The following is a 20,686-nucleotide window of genomic DNA, read 5'->3' on the forward strand; positions in this document are numbered from 1 at the left end:
ACCTCCTGAAGGCAAGGAACGGGGGGCGACCGGATTTCGGGACGCGGCGAGAATGTCACTACATGACGTGAAAGCCGCAGGCTAACGGTTCGGACGAGCCCACGGCCTGGTCCGCTGCGCTGTATTGCTGTGAAATCGACTTCGGCGAGCTGCACTCCTGGCAATAGCCCCTTTGGGGGTTGATGGCGCCGCCATCCCCTTCCGGCATCGTGTGCGCGAGCCGGAGGCGCCTGTGGAAAAGCTTTGGACAGAAATCGCATGCGCCTGCCGTGGGCATCGCAACCGTCCAGGCGCGTGGGGTCCCGCTATCCGCCCGGTGCCGAGCAATGCCCCATCGGGGCATCCCTGACTGGCGCTCCAATGCGCCGTATCGCGCGCTTGCGGCGTGCGACGCGCCGCTCATCGCCTGGGAATGGCTGCGCCGCGACCCCGCATACCGTTTCGCCGCAGCGCGCGGCGAAACGGATGCCGGATGCTTCGGTCTTCACCGGTTCGAAGATCCGGCGTGCAGCAGCGCGCTGGCGCGGGTCTGGTGGCGCAGGGACGTTGATCCCTTCGTGCTGACTGCCGCGGCGGCGCCCTGCGCCGGCAGCGAAGCGTTCTCTCCGGACCTGCTGCCTGTCGCCGCTACGATAGAACGTCTGGCCGGCGCCGAGCGGCTTCTCGTGACGGACGGCGCGCGCAGCCTGCGCGTCGATATCGTCGCGGGCACGCTCCTCGAAGGCCCCGCCCATTTGACATGGCAGCTGCCCGGACTCGTAGCCGCGGCCGCGCCGATGCACGCGCTCGCCCGGTTTATTGCGCTCTGCCGGACCGGCGTCCTGAGGCGCGGCACGTGTCCATCGCCCGCCGGCGCGCGGCGGTGGGCGCTGCTGCTGCGGGTCAGCGATGCGCTCGATGCAGGTGCCACGCAGCGCGACATTGCGGAGGCCTTCTTCGGCGAGGAAGCCATTGGTCGACGATGGCGCGTCAATGCTGCCGCACGCAGGACGCAGATTCAGCGTCTCGTCCGGCAGACCCGGTGGCTTCGTGCGCAGCCGGCAGCGCGTCTTCTCATGCCGGGGGCACTCGGGCGGCACTGAGCGTCTGCCGCGGGGGGCATGAGCCTTGTCTGATTCGGGAGGCGAGTATCGCTTACGGGAACAGCACATTTTCAAGCGTGTCGACCAGCGCGCGCCGCCTGTCGGCGGTCAGCCGGTCCAGATTGAGAAGTTTCCACAGGACGGCGGGCAGGTGTTGCGCATCGGCTATGCCCAGCAGATCCCAGTCCGGTTCCCCGCGCTTGAATCCGAGAAGAAAATGCCGATGCGCATCCGGCATGCCAGCGACCATTGCGGTGATGATCGCTTCGCGCGCCTCCTCAAGTTCGGCGAGGTCGATCGGTTCCTGCGTCATTCCGGCAAAGCCGCGTGCGAACTCATCGCCCAGCGGCTTGCGGTTCGGGGCAAGAACTTCGGCCATCGGGCGGGGGTGGCTTACCAGATAGACGAGGAAGGCGCGCCGCAATTCGTTGTCGATGCCTTCGTTCGCCAGCAGATCTCGCACGTCAAAAAGGTCGCGGGGATGCTGACGGTCAAGTGCGGCCACGATCTTGCCCGCGTAGAGATCAGAAAAGGACACGACCTGAATCTCGGCAAAGCCGAAAGCATCCTCGACCGCAGGCACCACGCTGATGAGGCGAGGGGCATAGACGGTGCCGCGCAGCACCGGCGTCACCTCGATCTTGATCTGTACATCGCCGGCGCGCACGATCAGCTTTGTGACGATTTTCTCATCCGCCGATCGCGAGACATTGGCCTGCGCGCCGGGGATACCGCGCTCGATCCTCGCCTTGATCCGCAGCATCGCGGCATCGATTGCAGCAAGCGAGGAGCGACGGTCCGCAATCGGCAGCCAGGTGAGGTCGATGTCCACCGAAAGGCGCGGCATGTCGCGCACGAACAGATTGATCGCCGTGCCCCCCTTGAGGGCAAAGGCGCTCTCCCCGGCCACGAAAGGGAGCGTGCGAATGAGAAGCGCAACCTGCCGCCGATAGATGTCGAGAAAGGCCATGACGATCAATGCGCCCCGAATTCGGGCGGAACGGTGATATTGTAGCGCGGGTCGAGCTTGCCGCCTTTGACAAGGACGCGCTTGCCCGCGCCAAGGTTCACACGCGAGGTGTCGAGCCGGGCGAGCCATGCGTGGCTATGGCGACTGGCGAAGAACAGAAAGAGCCGCTTCACCTTGACACTGGTGCAAGCCTCAAGGAGCGTTTGCAGGCGGCGCGGACTTAGATCACTGAGGCCCTCCATCAGGGCATCGACCTGCTGGAAGCTCTCCCGTTCGGGCAGTTCGTCGAGCAATTCGAGAACGGCGCGCTCCTTGCTGGAGTAGCGGACGGGCAGGGTCAGGCCGCCTGTGCTGACCATGACGGGACTCGATTCAGGCGACGCGTCGACATCGCCGGGAAACAGCCGCAGGCTGTTATGCCAGCGAAACGCGAGATCGAGCGGCAGGCTCGCCAGCCAGGTCGGCGGATGCGTCGGCCCATAGAGATGAACCTCGCGCAGCGCGGAGGGCAGATAATGCGCATAGCCCTGCTGTTCGAGTGCAGTGCGCCCGCCGACGGCAAGTGGAAGGTCGAGCACGGTCTGGAGCGAAACGACAACCTGCTGCCATGTCAGCGGTGAACGCGAGCGGCGATAGACGCGCCGCGCCGGACTTTCGAGCCAGCCGGCGCGGACATACTGGCTACGCAGCGCCGATGAATAGCCCTGGGCTTCCATCCAGGCGGCATCGGCAAGAAGCCCCTCGGGAAGTTCCTGCTGGAGACGGTTTAATTTTCCATCAAAACGCATAGTCATGCTTGGTCTTTTGACATGTTTGCAAACCATTGTCGAGTTTATAATTATTCTAATTCACTAAGTCATACTTAGTGTTTTGCGAAAAAAGTAAACCTGGCTGTTGTGAACTCCCTATATTCTGCGGCGAATATGGCCAACAATCGCTGCAGTTGGACCCGATGGGCAGGCAGGCGCCTTCGCCGGCTTGCTGATCGCCAGCCTGCTGATCGTCGGCGCGATGATCGTTGGTGCTCCAAATACGGCGAAAACAGACATTGCCTTCGCGCTGTACCTTTCATGCTGTTGCCTAAACCGTTTTCTGTCCCCTGGTGCCGCCGGTTCGGAAAAACATTTCCCGAGCCCGATACCACCGGGTCCCCTCCGGCGGGCTGGCCGCCGTCCTGAAGCTCGCGTTCGATACCGGGCCCTGACGAATGCCGGGGATCCCTCGCGGCATAGCGCCGCCGCTGCGTCTGCCTGGCCGTGTCCGGATTCTCTTCCCCAGGGCGTCTCCCCGTACCCTTGACCCGGCGCTTGGGGCATTGACCTGGACCAGCCGCCTTGTCCCGAAACCTTCCGCCCTTCCCGGCTTCTTTCCCCGCCCGTGCCGGGCTCCTCGCGGCCGCTTCGCTCCCAAACAAGCCGGGCGTCAGGTCCGCCGCTCACGCTCCGGCCCTTGCGGGTGCGGGACTGCGGCTCGGGGCCGGTCCGATGGTCTGCCCATCGCCCGGAACGGGTTCGGGCGAGACACGAAGGAGAAATGAAATGCCTGCAATCGGACATGTGAAGCGCAGCGGCGAGGGCTACAAGGGCGAGCTCAAAACCCTCTCGATCCGCGCCGGGATCGAGATCATCCCCAACCGCACGAAGAGCGGCGACGCCCAGCCCGACTACCGCGTGCTGACCCAGGGCATCGAGGTCGGTGCCGGCTGGATCCGCACCGGCGAGACGTCGGGCAGGGACTATGTGTCGCTGAGCATCGCCGCGCCCGAATTCGGTCCGCGCCGGCTCTACGCCAACCTCGGCCGCGTGCCGGGCGAGACCGACGAAACGTTCGCGGTCATCTGGAACCCGTACGACTAAGCGGGTTCGGCCCCGCGCCGCGTGCGCGGGGCCACCTTTCCTGCAGCAGACGGAGGGTGCGCGGGCTGCCGGGCTTCCGGTCGCGCCAGGCTCGAATTCGCGATTGGCGATTTTCGAGCCTCTGCACGGCTTGTCCCTACTGGCACCAAAGGCACGCCGCGCCGCGTGCGGCGCCGCGCTGGCTATGGAGGCGCGCTCATGACGCAAAGGGAACCCGGACGAGAACGGCCCACGCGGCCGCGGTCGCCGTACCTCAATCCGGCGATGGCCGCAGCGTGGCTGGGAATCTCGCCGCGGGCGCTGCAGGCCCATCGCAGCAACGGCACGGGGCCGCGCTTCCGGCGGCACTTCCGCAATCTCATGCGGTGAGGTCGCCGTTCCCCCTAATATACTGCCACCTAGTAAACTAGTGATTCATACCGTCGGAAAGGCGCAAAGTCATTTTTCTGGGATGATCGGGAGCGTTCGGCGCGTTCTCGGACGGAATTCCCACAGGCCGATGGCCCCGCCTGGACCGTCCGGGCGGGGCGTCCGAGGTGGCTCAGTCGCCATTGCGGCGGCTGGGGCGGGACCAGATCAGGCTGTAGCCCTCGCCGTCCTCGTCGTCGAAGAGGTTGGCGAAGATTGGGGCGGTGAAGCTCGGGTCGTCGAGCTTGAGGCCCAGATAGTCGCGGCCCTCGTTGGAGCGCTTGGACCAGGCGGCTCCGATCTCGACCCGGCCAACGTAGACGCGGTGGCTGGGGGCGTTCTCGCCGGTGGCGCGCGTGTCGGGAACGATGCGGACGTTCTTGGCCTGAACGCTGAGGGTGACGATTTCGCCGCTGAACTCGTTGTTGCCGGTCTTCTTGAAGGTGCCGATGGTCGCCATGTCAGTTCTCCTTGATCACTGTCTCGAGCCCGCACCATTGCGGCCTCGATGGCGATCGGCAGGCCGGAGGCGATCGACGGCGCACCCCGCAGGGGCTCGACAGCAAAGGAGGAACTTTCTTGCCTCGCGAGGAATGGGCGTGAGCCCAGGGGAAGAAAGTTTCGACGCCGCTGTTGCGCCATAGGCGATGGAGGCTTCAGCCGGCCTACGGCTAGATCAGGCCATTGAAGAGGCCGCTTGGGTGCGCTCGATACGCGCAGGGATCACGCATGGAGAACTTGGCGACCCGTCGCGACCTCCAGGAAGCGACCACGACGTTCAGAGCATCGGCTTTCCGCCAAGGACGGGCAGGCACGCCGTATCCCGCCGATAGGAACACCACAGCGCGGCGCCTCCATCCTGCGGCCTTGACCGACCGTCGAGTGGGCGGCCTGGGCTGCGAGCGCGTCGAGGGCACGAACTTCCACGCCTCGAAAGCCGTGGGCCTGACACCGTCCGATGATCGACAAGAATACCGACGGGAACGGAGCGGCTTGGGACTGCCTTGGTCCGCCCGCGCGTCAATGATGTTCACGCCGTGGCGATGTCCTGTCCGGACGGTCCGGGCGAGGCCTTCGTCGTTATCCGAACGAAGGCCGTGATGCCGACCGCAACCGCGCCGATCACGGAGAAGACGAGCTGCCAGGTTTCGGACGGCATGGTGTGCTTCACGATGCCGTGCGTCGCGTGATAGCCGGCGATCACGGCCGGCGCGACGAAGGCGAGCGCGACCAGAAGCTTCAGCCACATCGGACGGACGAAGGCGAGCAGGAGCTGGCCGATGCCGAGAATCACACCGGCGGCAACAACGCCGATGGCGATGGCTCCGAGGGCGCCGGCGCCGGTCTGATGCGCCCAGACGCCGATGGTCACGCCGGCAAAGGCGGGCAGCGCGAACACGGCGAGCTTGAAGAGCAACCAGCAGAGCACGCCTATGGCGGCGAGCGATCCAAGGATGGCGAGGATGATCATGGTGGTGGTCTCCGTGAGAATGAGTCTGACGGTTGCGCCTTCCACCACCACCGCGGCGCGATCGGCAGCATAGCCGAAGTCGGCTCGCTTCGGGAGCGGAAATCGAACCGACCTCCGCCCGCGAAAGCGGTTCGCCTCCGGTCAGGAGGCGAAGGGATCGATCTCGGCCACGATTTCCGCATCGCCGTCGAACTCGTTGGAGGGGACGACGGAGAGTGTGCCGTCTCCGGCCCTGAAGATGACGATCGCGACCATCAGCGTGGTGGCGAGGCTGAAGGCGAAGGCTTGAGCGTCGGTGAGAGTCATTCGTTCCGGCTCCTGTCTGGAGGCGGGGGACCATCCCCCGCGCGACAGGCGCCCGATGTGTCCGGCCGAGGCCGCAATCACCGCGGAGGCGGAGCCTCAAGGCCGCACGCTCGCGTAGCGGACCCTTCACGGGTTGATGGCGTCAGGCCATCGGCTGGACCAAGGATCAGCGCATAGGAAGCGGGGTGGTCTGTCGCGGAAGCGGAGGCCGGACCATCCAAAACTAAGCGCGATTGGGGCGAGCCGTCACGGCGACCACCACTTCTGCGGGCCAGCAGCTTTCAATGAAGGGGGTTCGACCTGTCAGAAAGAAGCGATCCAGTTCAACATCGCCACGTGATTCAGGTCGATATTCAGAGATTCTACTCGTAATTTTACAGTGCCTGAGTGAAGAATCGCGGGCAGGTGGCTGCTGCAGCTTGACTGGGCAGTCCCGAGGACGGGGGGCGATAACCCAAGGGGGGATCTGAATGTCGGAAGTGCTGGGATGCAAGTCGTTCGCCTGAAAATCTCCGGCTTCCGAGGCGTGCGTTCGGCGGACATCGTATTGGGCCGCCATACCGTACTGGTGGGGCCAAACAATAGCGGCAAAACCACCGTGATCGAGGCGCTGGCGTTGCTGTTCGGGCGCGATCGTCTGGTGCGCCGCCTCACCGAGCATGACTTTCATGGCAGCGCGCCCGACGAAACCGCCCGCATACTGTGCATCGCCACCATCACGGGCTTTACGCCCAACGACCCGCACCACCATTCGTCTTGGTTCAGCCCCGAACGCGGCGTCGAGAAATGGTTCGACCCGAAAGCCAAGACGTTGAGCGCCGCGCCGGATGTGCAGCATACCGATCTGGCCGTGCAGATCGGTTTCGCTGCGCGCTTCGACCTGGACGAACTGGAAGCCGAAACGCTCCGTTTCTTCGTGGATGACGAGGCCACGCTGGGCGATCCGTTCGCGGAAGACGCGCACCTGCGCACGATCCACACCAAGGTGCTCCAGGAGTTGGGCTTCTTTCTGGTCCCGGCCTCGCGCACATGGGACCGCTGGATTTCCTTTTCCTCGGAGTTGTTCCGCCGCGTCGTGGCGACGCGCGGGGACATGCCCGCACAGGCAGTGCGCGCCGAGCGCCAGAGACTCTGGACTCCACCGGACGGTGCGCGGCTCGAAGACCAGCCGGGGCTTTCCGAGATCGTCGGCGCGGCCAATGACGAGTTGCGCGCGCTCATGGCCAGCGCGCCCAGGCTCCAGTTGCGACTGACAGCGACTGACAGCGACTCAGTTTTGGAAAGCGTGGTGCCGCACTTCGTGCAAGGCACGGGGCCAACCCTTCCCTCGCAGCGGCAGGGCACGGGCCTCGTCTCCCTTCAAAGCCTTCTATTGCTCATGCAGTTCGGCAAGGCGCGCGCGGAAACGGGCCAGTCCTTCATGCTGGCCGTCGAGGAGCCGGAATTGCACATCCAGCCCTCGCAGCAAAAGCGGTTGGTCAACCGCCTCAATGCACTGTGCAACCAAACGATAGTCACGACGCATTCGCCGATAGTGGCCGCAATGTTTCCAGCTCCCGATACGCTCTTTATCGAAACGCGCGAGGGCGCGTTGAGCGCCAAGCCACTGATGGACGCTGTGCCCGCACAGCCTACTAATCACCAGCAGCACTTGCTCTACGCATGGCGGCAGAAGCTGGTGGCCGCGCTCATGCACGAATGCGTCCTGATCCCCGAAGGGGTTTCGGACGTGGCATGGCTTGAGGCGCTGCAAACCGCTCTTGAGCAGCATCAGGGTTGGGATAACGCGCAAGCGAATACGCCGCTTCTCTCCACCTTCGTTGGCATCGTGCCGACCATCGACGCCAAGATTGCCGACACCTTCGCGCTGGTCAGCGCCGTTCACGCACGGCCCTGCATCCTTGTGGACGGGGACAATGACGGCCGCGGCTACTTCGATGCGGTGAAGGGCAGCAATCCGCCGCCGCGCTGCGTCGTGTTCTGGCCGCAGGGCTGGGCGATGGAGCATGTGGTTTCGTGGATTGCGGGCGCGGATGAAGCCGCGATACTGACCGCGCTCGGAACCGCGCTGGGTGCTCCTTTCGCCGACCGTGAGGCGCTCACCGCACATTTGCTTACCCAGAAATCCTACGCGCCGACCCATGAAAGCGCCGCCGTCACGCTCATGGCGAATGCGGCCTGCCGGGTGCGCGCCGCGCAGTTGCTCAATGCCCTGTGCGACGTGCTGCGCGATCCCGCCAACGCCAATACGCCGCTCTTTGCGCGCATCCCGGCGGATTCGACCGCCGACATGCACGTCTTCCGGTTCGTGCCCACATGACGTTCGATTTTTTCGAGGGCGCAGCGGGCACGGGCAAGACCCACAATCTCGTGGCTCGCGCGGGAGAGATCGTTGGGGGCGGCGCGCTGGGCGAAGGGCACAAGCTCTTGGCGCTCTCCTTCATGAACGGTGCGCGCCGACGATTGGATGCGCGCCTTGGTGAGAACCCGGCGTTCCGCAGGCGTTTTGATTGCCAAACCTTCGATGTGTTTGCGCGAACACTGGCCGCGCGGCGCAGAAGCCTGATTGCGCCAGCGATGCAAGAGCAGGCCATTGCACTGAACGAATTTGACGGGCCATGCGCTCTGGCGGCCGGGCTTCTGGATCGCGAGCCTGTCCGGCAATGGGTGGCGAGAACCTTCCCGCTGGTCCTTGTTGATGAAGCGCAGGATCTCGACGAGCACCGCATGGGCATCCTTCAGGGGCTTTCACAGTCCTGCTGGATCGTCGCGGGGGCGGACGCCTTTCAGTGTCTTCACGATGGGCGTGATACCGCGCACCTGATGGCGTGGCTTGAGGGCGCAGGACACACCCACCACCTCACTCAGCCTCGGCGTACCAATCAACAGGGTCTTCTTGCCGCCGCGCTCGCTGTCCGCGAAGGACGCGACATCAAGGCCGTTCTTGCGGCCAACACATTCAACAACAGGACAACATGGAACGGCGCGGGTTTCCGTCTTCTGGAAACGCCTGCCACCCAGCATAACACTGGGCTTCTGGCATGGGCGATTGCCAATGACTTTTCGCAGCGCCAAGGCGCGGTTGCCGTTCTGACGCCCGATGCGGGCAATGCCATCATTCGCGCGGCTCTCGCCACGAGTCAGACGAGGCAGTGGACACGTAATAACGGCGCGACTTTCGGGCCATATCCGCACACATGGGATCGTCACGACAACGAAGAGGCCGACGCCTTGCTGGGCAATATCGCCTTGCCGGAGGCAGCGTCTTGCGCCGATCTTCGCGCGCTTCTAACGCCCTTGGCTGGACACGCCGCCATCGCGCAGGCCATCAGCCGCATGGACCGCCTGCGTAGGGCGCACGGGCAAGCGGCCTTCACCGCCGCGCAAGTCACCGAGTTCGTCCGGGATTCCGTGCGCAATCGTTCGCGTCTGGGCTTTCGGCAGCAACACGGCCATCTCGCCATGACGATCCAGCGCGCCAAGAACCGCGAGTTTCCGAACGTCATCGTACTATGGCCGCACACTGCTACAGGCAGCGCGGAGCATTTGCGAAGGTTGCTCTACAACGCCATCACGCGCGCGCGGAACCATTGCACCGTCATCGTCCTTGGCCAGGGACGGCTGAACGCTCCGCCCTTCGCATAATTCACCATCAGATAGGTTGTTGAGGTGTCGGCCTGTCTGGACGAACTGGCCAGTGCATTGCATCAAAGAGGCGGCGCTCACGCCCCGCCGAACCTCCAGACCGGGATACCGAGCTTTTTGGCTTTATCGGCGAAGTTGTCCTGGATGCCGGTGCCGGGGAAGACCATCACGCCGATCGGCAGCACTTCGAGCATCTGATCGTTGCGCTTAAAGGGCGCGGCGCGACCGTGCTTTGTCCAGTCGGGCGCGAAACCGATCTGCGGCACTCCGCGGTGGTCGGCCCAGCGGGAGGCGATTTTCTCGGCGCCCTTCGGCGATTTGCCGTGCATCAGCACCATGTCCGGATGCTTGGCGTGGACTTGGTCGAGCTTTGCCCAGATCAGTCGGTGATCGTTGAATTCGAGCCCGCCGGTGAAGGCGATCTTCGGCCCCGGGGGCAGGAGCACTTCCTGCTCGGCGCGTTTCCTGGCGGCGAGGAAGTCTCGGCTGTCGATCATCGCCGCGGTGAGATTGCGGTGGTTGACCTTCGACCCGTTGCGCGGGAGCCAGGGCTTGCCGGCGTGACGCTCGTAGTGCTCGCCGGCCTGGTCGCGCATCAACTCGAACGCATCCTGCCGCTCGACCAGCGTCCTGCCTTCCGCGATGAGCCGCTCGAGTTCGACCGATTTGATTTCGGTGCCATCCTGCTCCCGCTGGGACCGGCGCTGCGCCTGCTCATTATCGTCGAGGTCGCGCTCGATCCGCTCGGCGGCGCGGTGGAAGACGTTGACGGTCGACCAGAGGAGATCGTCCAGGTCGGGTTCGAGGCGGGTGTCGCCAAGGGTGGCGATCAGGGCGTCGAAGATGTCGGCGATGGCGCCGGCGACGGCGTTGCCTTCGGGCAGTGGCCGCGGATCGGGTTCGTCCTCGTAGGGGCGGTAGCCATAGAGCTGAAGCTCGGTCAGGGCGTGGTCGGTCGGGGAAGAGGTGTGCTGCGGTTCATGGTCGTCATGCTCGCTCATGGGATGCTCCGTCGGATTTGGACCGCGACCGTCGCGGCCTTCATGGCGACGAAGCCGTCGGGCGGGCCGGACTGGCACCCGGAGCGGCAGCGCAGGGCCGAAGCGCAGCGGAGGGCCGAAGGGGCCGACTATTTTGGTTCGCGATGGAAAGGCCCGAAGGGCCGCCGGAAAATAGTCGGCCCCAAGGTTGCCTGGCCGGACCGTTTGACGGCCGATCGCCCTCTCGAAGGCCGAGGCGCGGGCCTCTTGCGATGGGGAGCATCCGGCGACGCGGTCGACGACGAGCCGCCCCGCATCCCATTCCGGCTACGCTGCCAGCTCCATGAAGCGGGCGACGTCCTGCGGCGCGATCTGGACGCGGATTCCTGACCGCAGAGCATCGATGCCGAGCATCCGCAGATCCTCGTTGAAGTCCCCGAGCGCCGGCGACAGCACGATCGCCTCGATCCCGGCCTGTTCAGCCCGGTCGATCAATGCCGCCATCGCGCCGTCTCCTGCCGGATCGTCGTCGCGCGCGATGTAGAGCCGGCGCAGCACGTCCGGAAAGAGGATGGCTGAGAGATGGGCGGCCGAGAGCGCGGCCACCATCGGCATGGTCGGCAGGGCGCATCTGAGCGACAGCATGGTCTCGATGCCTTCACCTGCCGCCATCACCGAGCCCGCCGCGCCGAAGCGCACGGCATGACCGAGAAGATCGCCCATCGCCCGTCTCGGCGTGTCGATCGGGGCCTTGCCGAGTGTCGCTTCGCTGAAGCCGTCGGGGTCGAGCCAGGTGCGATGTGCGCCGGTGAGCTTGCCGCCCAAGGCGGTGACGGCGGCGATCATCGCCGGCCACGTCTCGGTCGGCGAATGCTCGTCGGGCCGGTAGAAGCAGCGCGGATGGAAACGCAGCGAGCCGGTTTCGTGCAAAGCCGTAATGCCGCGTTTGCGTAAATACGTCTCTGCGAGAGTGCGTGTCATCGGCTGCGATATGGCAAAGAGCCGCCGTGCGGCCTCCGGCGATCCGGTCGGTGCGTTCGGCTTGCGCGTCCGGCGCTCGTCGGATTCCGGTTCGGGATGCGGCAGGCTGAGAAAGCGCCGAGCCTCGTCAGCGACATCCTTGAAGTCGAGGAGGCTGCACGCCTCGCGGATCACGTCGAGCAAGTCGCCATGCTCGCCGGTCGCCGCGTCGGTCCATTTGCCGGCCGCGCCCTTGCCGGTCTCCGGTCCCTTGAGACGCACGAACATCGAACGGCCCGGCGTGTTGCGCACGTCGCCGACCAGCCAGTAGCGGCCCTGACGGAAGCCGGAGGAGAGATAGTGCCGGCACACCGCCTCGGCCTGCCGGCCGAGACGCTGCGCCAGGTCGGAAGCGTCGTGACGGACCATCACGCAGCCTCCCGTTCGGAGACGCGCTCAACGGGATAGCGTTCCAGCACTTTGGCCAGCACGCCGGCACCGTTCGCGTCGGTCGGCACGAACATGCGCAACTTCCACGAAATGATCTCGTGAAACAGGCCATAGGCGCGCAGGCGGTCGCGCATGGTGTCGGTGAAGCCCGATAGTTCGATGCGATGGGCGCCCATGACGCGCACGCGGCGAAGCTGGAGCCCTTCCGCAAGGTCGAGGATGGTGCTGCCGTCCAGCAATGCCGCGAAGGCATCGCCCGCCGTCAGCGTGCTGGGGCCGGTCGCGAGCGCGCCCGCGACCCAGGCGGGAGAGACGCGGCGGCCGATGATGCGTTCGCCCTCGTCGGTCTGGAGCCGATAGACCCGCGTCGACTCGTTCGGCAGCCGCTTCCAGATCGGCAGCAGGAGGCCGGCGACGATGTGGATCGTCGAGTCGGAGAACTCCGGCACCTGCGCCACTTCGCGATTCCAGGCGGCGGCGAAGGCGTCGCGATCGGCTTCCTGCCAGTGGCTCTCCGCCATCATCTTCAGGGAAGCGTGATGATGCTCCATGGGCCGAAGCAATCGCACCCGGCGTTCGATCTCGCCGTCGTCGAGCATCACGCTGGGCGCTGGGATCTGCACCGCAGGGCGCCCCGAGCGCTCGTTGACGAGCAGGACCGCGCGAGGATCGGAGAGGTGGTCGAGCGCCTGGCCGAGGGCCAGCGGCCGGTTGCGCTCGCGCTGCGCGATGGTGAGGAGGCGCGTTTCGGCACCGGTTGCGGGATGGGTGTAGATGGTGCGCCGGTCGGCGACGACGAAGCTCTCCGCTTTCAGCGTCTCCAGTCCGATATCATAGGTCCCGCTGGTAATAGCGCCCTCGATCCTCGCATTGAGGAGCTGCTCGAAGGCCGTGAACAGCACGCCCTGCAGGTCGATGGTGAGCGCCAGCAGCCGGTTGAGGAAGGTGGTGATCGGCGGCAGCTCGTCCTTCAGGCCGCCATCGTCCATCAGGGAGAGGCCCGTAGCGCTCTCGAATGTCTGGAGCGAGCAACCCTCGACCTTGCCGCGCGCGATCAGCATATAGAGCTGCCGCAGCGCGTCGCGGGCGTAAGGGCTTTCCAGATTGTCCTCTGGCCGAAACAGGCCCTGACCGCCGGTCTGGCGCTGGCCGCGCGTGATCGCGCCCAGCGTGTCGAGCCGGCGGGCGATGGTGGAGAGAAAGCGCTTTTCGGCCTTCACATCGGTCGCGATCGGACGGAACAGCGGCGGCTGCGCCTGGTTCGTCCGATTGGTGCGGCCGAGACCCTGGATAGCGGCGTCGGCCTTCCAACCGGGCTCCAGCAGATAGTGGACGCGCAGGCGCTGGTTCTTCGCCGACAGCTCCGCGTGATAGCTGCGCCCGGTGCCGCCGGCATCGCTGAACACCAGCACGCGCTTCTGGTCGTCCATGAAGGCGGCGGTCTCGGCGAGGTTGGCCGAGCCGGCGCGGTTCTCGACCATCAAACGGTCGCCCTTGCGGACAATGCGGCGCGAGCGTCCGGTCACTTCGGCCACTATGTCGGTGCCGAAGCGCTGGACGATCTGGTCGAGCGCGCCGGGAACAGGTGGCAAGCTTGCGAGCTGCTCGATCAGCCGGTCACGCCGAGCGACCGCCTCCCGGCTCTCGACCGGCTGGCCGTCGCGATAGACCGGCCGGGAGGAGAGATTGCCTTCAGAATCGGTGAAGGGCTCGTAGAGCTGTACCGGGAAGGAATGCTGAAGGTATGACAGGACGTATTCGCGGGGCGTGATGTCAACGCGCACGTCATTCCATTCATCGGTCGGAATCTCGGCCAGTCTTCGTTCCATCAGCGCTTCGCCGGTCGAGACGATCTGCACAACACATGCGTGGCCGTCCTCGATGTCGCGCTCGATCGAGCGGATGAGCGTCGGCGTCTTCATCGAGGTGAGCAGATGTCCGAAGAAGCGCTGCTTTGTGCTCTCGAAGGCCGAGCGCGCCGCCGACTTCGCTCGGGCGTTCAGCGTGCCGGTCTCGCCGGTGATGTTCGCCGCCTGCATCGCGGCGTCGAGATTGTTGTGAATGATCGCGAAAGCGCCAGCGTAGGCGTCATAGATGCGCCGCTGCTCGTCGGTGAGCTGGTGCTCGACCAGCTCATATTCGACGCCGTCATAGGAGAGCGAGCGCGCCGTGTAGAGGCCGAGTGATCGGAGATCGCGGGCGAGCACCTCCATTGCCGCGACGCCGCCGGCCTCGATCGCCTCCACGAACTCCGCCCGTGTGGCAAACGGAAAATCTTCGCCGCCCCACAGGCCGAGCCTCTGGGCATAGGCGAGATTGTGAACGGTGGTGGCGCCGGTCGCAGAGACATAGACGATACGCGCATTCGGCAGGGCGTGCTGGAGCCGGAGCCCCGCGCGACCCTGTTGCGATGGGGCGACGTCGCCCCGTTCTCCCTTGCCACCGGCGGCGTTCTGCATGGCGTGGCTTTCGTCGAAAATGATCACTCCGTCGAAGTCAGAGCCCAACCATTCGACGATCTGCCTGACGCGCGAAACCTTCTCGCCGCGCTCGTCGGACCGTAGCGTGGCGTAGGTGGTGAATAGGACGCCTTCCTGAAGCGTGACGGGCTTGCCCTGCGGGAACCGCGATAGCGGCGTCACCAGCAGGCGCTCCATGCCGAGCGCGGACCAGTCGCGTTGCGCGTCCTCGATCAGCTTGTCGGACTTGGAGATCCAGAGCGCCTTGCGGTGCCCGCGCAACCAGTTGTCGAGGATGATGGCGGCCGACTGGCGGCCCTTGCCCGCGCCGGTGCCGTCGCCCAGCATGAAGCCGCGCCGGAAACGGACCGCGCCCTTCGCATCGTCGGGTGCTGCCGTGACGAGATCGAAGGTGTCATCGACCGTCCAGCAGCCTGCCAGATAGTCGGAATGCGCCTCGCCAGCGTAGATCACGGTTTCGAGCTGGGCATCGGACAGGATGCCGTCGGTGACGAGGTTTTCGGGCAGGCGCGGACGATAGCTGGGCTTGGGCGGCGCGACCGAGGCCATCGCCGCCGACTGCACGAGCTTGGTGGGATGCGCCTGAGAGCCGGGAATACGGATCGCCTGAAGTCCGTATTCTTCGTAGATCGCATCGGTCAGGCGTGTGCTCTCGGCCGGTGCCCAATCCACGGTCTCATAGCTGAGGTCTACGCCCTCGGGTTCGGCGAGCGAGGCGTTCGCCGCCGGCGTCGAGGCGGCCCGTGCGAGATAGCCGCGCACGGTCTTCGGTACAGGACCAGATGCAACGGGAGCGGCGATGGTCGCGGCTACGGCAGGACGAGGCGGCACATGCTCGGCGATCCAGCCGATGAGCGTTACGACATCGGGGGCGATGCCCGGCGATGCGGGGAATGCGGCCGGGTCTTCGGCCGGCGCCTTGTCGATGACGGTGAGCCGCGTCTCGATCGTCGTGCCATGCTTGGCATAGACCGCGCCGTCGATCGCAGCGGTGAACACCACGCGGCCGCGCTCCTGCAGACGGACAAAGGCGTCGCGCCAGGCCGGCGCATCCGGCGAGAAATTGGTGCCGGTGATGGCGACCAGGCGCCCGTCATCGGCAAGGCGCGCCAGTGCCGAGGTGACATGGCGCAAGGCGGCGTCGACCATTCGGCCGGAGACGTTCGCCATCACCGAGAAGGGCGGATTCATCAACACGACGCTCGGGTTCACCGACGGATCGAGATGATCGTCGATCTGCGCCGCGTCGAAGCGCGTGACGGGCGCAGCCGGAAAGAGGGAGGAGATGAGGCCGGCGCGGGTGTCGGCCAGCTCGTTGAGGGTCAATGTGCCACCGGCAATCTCGGCCAGGATGGCGAGCAGGCCGGTGCCGGCAAGGAAACCAACCGCATTGTCGAAGAGGTACTTCCCCCGCCAGCGTGTGGGGGAACTGCACGCCGGCGCGGACGCATGACCGGCCGCCAGCGACGACGCAGCTTGCTGCCGGTGACGTCGCCGGCGCGATGAAGATGGCGCGCGCATTAGGCCGCCTCCCGCTCGCCGGTGTCGACGGACACCGCGAGCTGGTCATGTTCGGGCATGAAGCTGAGCAGGTAATCGGCGGCCTTGCTCGCCTGGGACGCTGCGCGGACTATGGCACGATTGTCTTCGCGCAGGACGTCAGCCCATGAGGCGATGTAATCGGCGTGGCGCACGGTCGGCACGATGCCGAGTGCAGCACAGCAAAATGCCGCTGAAATCTCCGCGACCAGCTCCTCGAAGGCGTACTTCCGGGAACCGAAGGAGCCCGAGAGGTCGCGGTTCAGGCGGTGCGGCGCCCCACTGGCGTGGGAGCATTCATGCAGCGCCGTTCGATGCCAGTTGATCGGCTCGAAGAATGCCTGGGACGGCGGGACCATGACATAGTCGAGCGCTGGCACATAGAAGGCGCGGTCGCCGCCGATGCGGAAGTCGATTCCGCTTGCCTTGATGAGCGCCTCGACCCTTGGCTCGACCAGGCCGGGCGCGGGCGGCGGAGCGGCAATGGCGAGGTCTTCGGGCAGGCCTTCGCATTGCGCCAGGTTGAAGACCGTGAATCGCTTGAGAAAGGGGATGGCCTGGGCGTCCTCGCCGGTCTCGCGGGCGCGCCGCTTTTCGTCATCGGGAACGAAACGGTCGGCGTAGACGACGGTGATGCCATGCTCGCCCCGGCGGACATGGCCGCCGAGCGAGAGGGCCTGGCGGAAGGTCAGCCAGGTTTGGCAGGGGAAGCCGTGCTGGATGACGGCGCCCCAGAGGATCAGAACGTTGATGCCGGAATATTGCCTGCCGGTCGCGGCGTTCTTCGGCATGGCGAGTGGCGCCTTGGCCGCTGCTGTTCCCCAGGGCTGGACCCAGGGAAGCCGGCCGGCTTCCAGCTCGGCGAGGATCCTGCCGGTGACTTCATCATAGAGGCTCGTCCGGTCGGGGCCGGAACGGGCGCGTGTATCGTGTCTGGACATCGCGGGTCTCCGCGACGGGCGCCGGAGGCCTCTCCTCCAGCCCTCAACCCGTCACGGAAAACCCGGCCGGCACTCTCACTCTTGGGGGCGTTGCGGGGTCTCCCCGCAGAAGGGGTCGGCCGAGACGACAGGCTCGGCCGCAGGGGAAGGCTTTCCCCACCACCCATTTCCAGATCACGGCTTTGGTGATCCCAGTCTACAGGCCGCTCACTTCCAATTATCAAGCATCATAGGTCCAATCGTCATACGCTGCCGATGATCCGCAGCTTCATCGCGCGGGTCTCCAACAGATACGTCTCGACCCCGGCCAACAGGTGCAAGCCCTCTTCGGTGATTGCTGCGCGGGAGAGACCCGGCTGCACAATCCTGACGTCGAACTCGTAGCGATAGTCCTGCCAGCTCGCTTTCAACTTTTTGAGGAACGCAGCGGTGCCTTGCTCGAAGCGTGAGCTTTGCCCCTTGTCCAGGCGCAGCTTCTCGCGCTTCAGCATGTGGGTGAACATGCGGTTGGGACGGTCTCGCCAGCGCGCCGACTTCTGCGCCTGTCCGCAGACCTCATAGAGATCCTTGACGCGGGCGCCGGGCGTCGCAGCGCTCGAATATTTGCAGTGATGCAGCGTGACCTGCACAAGGCCCTCGGTGACGCGGAGCGTGACCACATCGGCGATTTCCCCGGCGCCGTCGTCGTCGAAGATCAGGTCATAGGCGTCGCCATCGGCGAGCAGCGTGTCGATCACGCGCCGCTGGACGGAGTCGGCGCGTTTCTCAGGGCCTTGGGATTCGGCTCGGATGTTGGTCTTTGACCAGTCCCACACCTCGATCCGGTCGGCGGGATAGGGCTCGACCGCTTCACCCTCCGGCAGCGCGTAGAGATGGCTGTAGATGAGGAGAGAGCCATCGCCGAAGTCGATCTGGGGGGAATCGTCACCGAAGGACTCGGACAAGGAGTTTACCTTGCCGCCGATCCTGATGGTGGCCTTGGGACCGGCGCGCTGCGGATAGCGGGCGCCGCCATCGCTGAACACGATCTCGAACTCGGCGACATGGGCGTCGCTGCGTACCGCGAAACGCAGCGGACCGTTTCGTTCGTGATCAAGAAGCTCGATGTCGCATTCGGTGAACAATACCGGCTGATCGCCGAAGCTGATCTCGACGCGATCCTCTAGCTGCACCAGCAGCGACTCCGGCCAGTGAATCGCGACGGGTGGAACAGCGGGTCGCTCGCTGATCTGTCGAGGCCGCATGGCGCTCTTGAAAACACCATCCGTCGTGATGCCGGGGTCGTTGACAGACCGGCCGATGTCCTCGCACCATTCGATCCAGTCGGTGAGATCGCGAACGGGCGAAATCGACCAGAACTTGCCCTTTGCCGAGCAGCCATGGGTGGCCGGCACGCCGTCGAGAAAGCCCGTCGCGAAGACATTGTTCTTGATTCTGGACTGGGACTTGGCGGTGTCGAGGCCATCGGCGACGTCGACGCCCATATACATGGAGTAGCGCACGCCGCGCCCCTGATGATGGGTGAGGCCGAGGTTGCGCAGGATCAGGCGCTTGAAGCCATGCAGGCTGCGGAACACCTCTTCGCCTTCGACACGGCGGGTGGATTCGCCGCACACTGTTTTGGCCAGCTTGTCATAAGGCGCCTTCGCCGAGCTGCTGATGTAAAGGAGGCCCTTCGTCTGGTCCCAATGCATCATGTGCAGGTCCCAGATGACGTTGGTCGCATGCTGCGCGGTCGTCCATCCGGCCTGCTCCTCCGAACGGGTGACGAAGATGGCCACGCGCTGGTGCGGATTGATCTTCATGCCGAGATAGACGCCGGGATTGTAGAGGTCTTCGGCGCGCAGCGGCTCCCAGGCGTCGCACGAGGTTCGATAGACCACGGCATTCATCTTCGGTTCGAGCGTTTGCAGCGGAATGTCGCTGAGATCGCCGACGAAACCCTTGAACATCTCGGCACGCCGAGCTTGCCGCTCGATGCGCGCGCTGCTGAGCGCCTCGACCAGCGCGTTCCAGTCTGCATCTTCGGCGTAGAGTTTCGCCAGGGAGCGGTCGATGTCGTCAACGCCGGTATTGGCGATCACTGTCGCGTCCCCGAGCGTCGGATCCTGGCGGGTGAAGCGACCAACGAACTGGATGGTGACGGCAATGCTCTTGTGTGGGTCGTGGAGCCCCGCGATCTTGAGTTCGGGCAGATCGAAGCCTTCACCCAGCATGTCGACGCAGACGATGAGCCGGCTGTCGAACCGCCGAAGCGCGTCCAAATTCGCGCGCCGCTCGCGCGTCGCCTGCTGGCTATGAACGAGGACAGGCCGAAAATCCGGAAACAGGGCGGTGTAGAGCTGATGCAACGCCTTGGCGCGGTCGATCGTGGAGCAGCGCGCCATGGCGAGATGATTGAGGCCGGAATCGAGATCGGCTCGTAGAACCTCTCCGAGCTTTTCGGCGATCGCCTGATCGGCATCGGCCTGATCGAGGCCGAAGACAGCCTCGAAGCGGATCGGTTTGAAATAACCTTCGGCCTGCGCCTTCTTGAGGGGGTAGGTGTAGATGAACTCGCCATCGACCCGCCGGCCATCTTCGCGAAATGGCGTGGCGGTGAACTGAACGATGGGCAATGGCGGGTCACGATCGACGAAAAGGCCGCGAAAGCGCGCCCAGGTCGGCGCGCCAATATGATGAGCCTCGTCAATGAATAGGGCCGACGCGCGGGCCGCCATTCGCTCCTGAACGGGCGCTTCGGCGCGGCCGGCGATCTGCATCGTGGTGACCACGACATTCGCACTGTCGAATATCTGGTCCACGTCCGCGGCGCTTGTCGGGATATGGGAGAGGCGCATGACTACCGGGAAAGCGGCGGAAGCGTCGAGGCAGTCCTGGTGCTTGAGGACGCCGAAGGTCTCGAATTTTCGGGCGATTTGCTCGCGCAGCGCATCGGTCGGGACGACGACCAGCAAGCGCTCGAACCGCTGATGGGCGTTGAGCGCGAGCATCGTTTCCGTCTTTCCGGTGCCCGTCGGCATGACGATGGTGGCGGGCTCGGTCGAGCGTGTGGCGTGGGCAAGCGCGGCATGGAGCGCGCCGATCTGTGGGCGGCGCAGCCCGGGCACCGCCGGTCGGCCGTTCTCGGCGGGGCGGCTTTCCCGCAGGTGGAAAGCGTCCTGCCATGAGGCCGCGACAAGGGCGAGGCGTTCGCCGCGCGCGGCCGCATCGAGCGCGGCGATGTCGGTCGGCGTGATGTTGATCCATCGGCCTTCGCCGAGTTCCAACGCCTCGGCGATCTTGGAAGGCTCCGACGCGCCCGGCACCAGGAGGATGAGGTCGGCTTCCAGTCGCGTGGCTGTCCTGGCGCTGATGATCTTCAGCGTTTCGCCGGATTTCAGGCTTGCCTCATATCCGTTGACACGTCGGATCGAAAATGGCCGGAGCCGGCAGGTTTCGCGCAACGCGGGGACCGCCAGTTGCCGCACCGGGCTCCCAAGCACCCTGCCGTCGATCGCAAGGCGCGGGGGAAGCAGCAGCGAGACCTCCTCGTGGAAGAGGTCGTCCTGGACGGAACTGGCAGGACGGTTGCGGGGTGCCATCGATCGCCCTCGCT

General features: G+C 65.2%; 14 protein-coding genes. 4 read left to right on the forward strand and 10 right to left on the reverse strand.

From position 1 onward, the window contains the following. The first annotated feature begins 326 nt into the window (after positions 1 to 326). A complete protein-coding gene (locus DFR51_RS15080) occupies positions 327 to 1,082 on the forward strand; it encodes a DNA -binding domain-containing protein (protein WP_160119258.1) in 756 nt (251 codons plus the stop codon). A gap of 52 nt (positions 1,083 to 1,134) precedes the next feature. Here the strand turns inward: DFR51_RS15080 and DFR51_RS15085 are convergent, their stop codons facing one another. Both DFR51_RS15085 and DFR51_RS15090 read right to left on the reverse strand, forming a co-directional pair. Next, entirely contained in the window at positions 1,135 to 2,052 is a 918-nt protein-coding gene (locus DFR51_RS15085) for a nucleotidyl transferase AbiEii/AbiGii toxin family protein (RefSeq protein ID WP_174234228.1), read from the reverse strand. A 5-nt stretch (positions 2,053 to 2,057) separates the two neighbouring features. Beyond that, entirely contained in the window at positions 2,058 to 2,846 is a 789-nt protein-coding gene (locus DFR51_RS15090) for a type IV toxin-antitoxin system AbiEi family antitoxin (RefSeq protein WP_121052719.1), read from the reverse strand. A 744-nt stretch (positions 2,847 to 3,590) separates the two neighbouring features. On the opposite strand from DFR51_RS15090, the gene DFR51_RS15095 reads away from it, so the two are divergent. Then, on the forward strand, positions 3,591 to 3,908 hold the full coding sequence (locus DFR51_RS15095; protein ID WP_121052721.1) for a DUF736 domain-containing protein: 318 nt from the start codon (positions 3,591 to 3,593) through the stop codon (positions 3,906 to 3,908). Positions 3,909 to 4,449: 541 nt separating this feature from the next. On the opposite strand, the gene DFR51_RS15100 is transcribed toward DFR51_RS15095, so the two are convergent. The 3 genes from DFR51_RS15100 to DFR51_RS19060 all read right to left on the reverse strand — a co-directional run bounded on the left by DFR51_RS15100 (position 4,450) and on the right by DFR51_RS19060 (position 6,093). Then, positions 4,450 to 4,776, reverse strand: a complete 327-nt coding sequence (locus DFR51_RS15100) for a DUF736 domain-containing protein (RefSeq protein ID WP_121052723.1) — start codon at positions 4,774 to 4,776, stop codon at positions 4,450 to 4,452. Positions 4,777 to 5,346: 570 nt separating this feature from the next. Then, positions 5,347 to 5,787: a hypothetical protein gene (locus tag DFR51_RS15105; RefSeq protein WP_121053150.1), complete on the reverse strand. Its 441-nt coding sequence runs from the start codon at positions 5,785 to 5,787 to the stop codon at positions 5,347 to 5,349. A 141-nt stretch (positions 5,788 to 5,928) separates the two neighbouring features. Beyond that, complete coding sequence (locus DFR51_RS19060; RefSeq protein WP_170151792.1) at positions 5,929 to 6,093, reverse strand: hypothetical protein; 165 nt, start codon at positions 6,091 to 6,093, stop codon at positions 5,929 to 5,931. A 487-nt stretch (positions 6,094 to 6,580) separates the two neighbouring features. Here DFR51_RS19060 and DFR51_RS15110 point away from each other — a divergent pair, with 487 nt between their 5' ends. Both DFR51_RS15110 and DFR51_RS15115 read left to right on the forward strand, forming a co-directional pair. Further along, complete coding sequence (locus DFR51_RS15110; protein ID WP_121052725.1) at positions 6,581 to 8,413, forward strand: ATP-dependent nuclease; 1,833 nt, start codon at positions 6,581 to 6,583, stop codon at positions 8,411 to 8,413. Then, positions 8,410 to 9,738 carry an ATP-binding domain-containing protein gene (locus DFR51_RS15115; RefSeq protein WP_121052727.1) on the forward strand — a complete coding sequence of 443 codons (1,329 nt, stop codon included), beginning with the start codon at positions 8,410 to 8,412 and terminating at the stop codon, positions 9,736 to 9,738. Before DFR51_RS15110 ends, DFR51_RS15115 begins: the two co-directional genes overlap by 4 nt. A gap of 77 nt (positions 9,739 to 9,815) precedes the next feature. On the opposite strand, the gene DFR51_RS15120 is transcribed toward DFR51_RS15115, so the two are convergent. From DFR51_RS15120 to DFR51_RS15140, 5 genes are all read right to left on the reverse strand, one after another. Further along, the gene (locus DFR51_RS15120) at positions 9,816 to 10,739 is read right to left on the reverse strand and encodes a DUF2493 domain-containing protein (RefSeq protein ID WP_121052729.1); all 924 of its coding nucleotides are present in this window, start codon (positions 10,737 to 10,739) and stop codon (positions 9,816 to 9,818) included. Positions 10,740 to 11,045: 306 nt separating this feature from the next. Next, positions 11,046 to 12,107: a DUF7146 domain-containing protein gene (locus DFR51_RS15125; RefSeq protein ID WP_121052731.1), complete on the reverse strand. Its 1,062-nt coding sequence runs from the start codon at positions 12,105 to 12,107 to the stop codon at positions 11,046 to 11,048. Further along, on the reverse strand, positions 12,107 to 16,129 hold the full coding sequence (locus tag DFR51_RS15130) for a strawberry notch-like NTP hydrolase domain-containing protein (RefSeq protein WP_243445448.1): 4,023 nt from the start codon (positions 16,127 to 16,129) through the stop codon (positions 12,107 to 12,109). Before DFR51_RS15130 ends, DFR51_RS15125 begins: the two co-directional genes overlap by 1 nt. After that, positions 16,129 to 17,088, reverse strand: a complete 960-nt coding sequence (locus tag DFR51_RS15135; RefSeq protein ID WP_121052733.1) for an ArdC family protein — start codon at positions 17,086 to 17,088, stop codon at positions 16,129 to 16,131. Before DFR51_RS15135 ends, DFR51_RS15130 begins: the two co-directional genes overlap by 1 nt. A gap of 242 nt (positions 17,089 to 17,330) precedes the next feature. Then, a complete protein-coding gene (locus DFR51_RS15140) occupies positions 17,331 to 20,672 on the reverse strand; it encodes a DEAD/DEAH box helicase (protein WP_121052735.1) in 3,342 nt (1,113 codons plus the stop codon). Between the last annotated feature and the right edge of the window lie 14 nt (positions 20,673 to 20,686).

It is taken from the genome of Sphingosinicella microcystinivorans (assembly GCF_003634215.1).
Classification (GTDB): Bacteria; Pseudomonadota; Alphaproteobacteria; order Sphingomonadales; family Sphingomonadaceae; genus Sphingosinicella; species Sphingosinicella microcystinivorans.

Bases quoted from the DNA above. Each gene is read 5' to 3' on its own strand.
- DFR51_RS15080 (WP_160119258.1), top strand. From the start codon at position 327: ATGCCCCATCGGGGCATCCCTGACTGGCGCTCCAATGCGCCGTATCGC.
- DFR51_RS15085 (WP_174234228.1), bottom strand. From the start codon at position 2,052: ATGGCCTTTCTCGACATCTATCGGCGGCAGGTTGCGCTTCTCATTCGC.
- DFR51_RS15090 (WP_121052719.1), bottom strand. From the start codon at position 2,846: ATGACTATGCGTTTTGATGGAAAATTAAACCGTCTCCAGCAGGAACTT.
- DFR51_RS15095 (WP_121052721.1), top strand. From the start codon at position 3,591: ATGCCTGCAATCGGACATGTGAAGCGCAGCGGCGAGGGCTACAAGGGC.
- DFR51_RS15100 (WP_121052723.1), bottom strand. From the start codon at position 4,776: ATGGCGACCATCGGCACCTTCAAGAAGACCGGCAACAACGAGTTCAGC.
- DFR51_RS15105 (WP_121053150.1), bottom strand. From the start codon at position 5,787: ATGATCATCCTCGCCATCCTTGGATCGCTCGCCGCCATAGGCGTGCTC.
- DFR51_RS19060 (WP_170151792.1), bottom strand. From the start codon at position 6,093: ATGACTCTCACCGACGCTCAAGCCTTCGCCTTCAGCCTCGCCACCACG.
- DFR51_RS15110 (WP_121052725.1), top strand. From the start codon at position 6,581: ATGCAAGTCGTTCGCCTGAAAATCTCCGGCTTCCGAGGCGTGCGTTCG.
- DFR51_RS15115 (WP_121052727.1), top strand. From the start codon at position 8,410: ATGACGTTCGATTTTTTCGAGGGCGCAGCGGGCACGGGCAAGACCCAC.
- DFR51_RS15120 (WP_121052729.1), bottom strand. From the start codon at position 10,739: ATGAGCGAGCATGACGACCATGAACCGCAGCACACCTCTTCCCCGACC.
- DFR51_RS15125 (WP_121052731.1), bottom strand. From the start codon at position 12,107: ATGGTCCGTCACGACGCTTCCGACCTGGCGCAGCGTCTCGGCCGGCAG.
- DFR51_RS15130 (WP_243445448.1), bottom strand. From the start codon at position 16,129: ATGCGCGCGCCATCTTCATCGCGCCGGCGACGTCACCGGCAGCAAGCT.
- DFR51_RS15135 (WP_121052733.1), bottom strand. From the start codon at position 17,088: ATGTCCAGACACGATACACGCGCCCGTTCCGGCCCCGACCGGACGAGC.
- DFR51_RS15140 (WP_121052735.1), bottom strand. From the start codon at position 20,672: ATGGCACCCCGCAACCGTCCTGCCAGTTCCGTCCAGGACGACCTCTTC.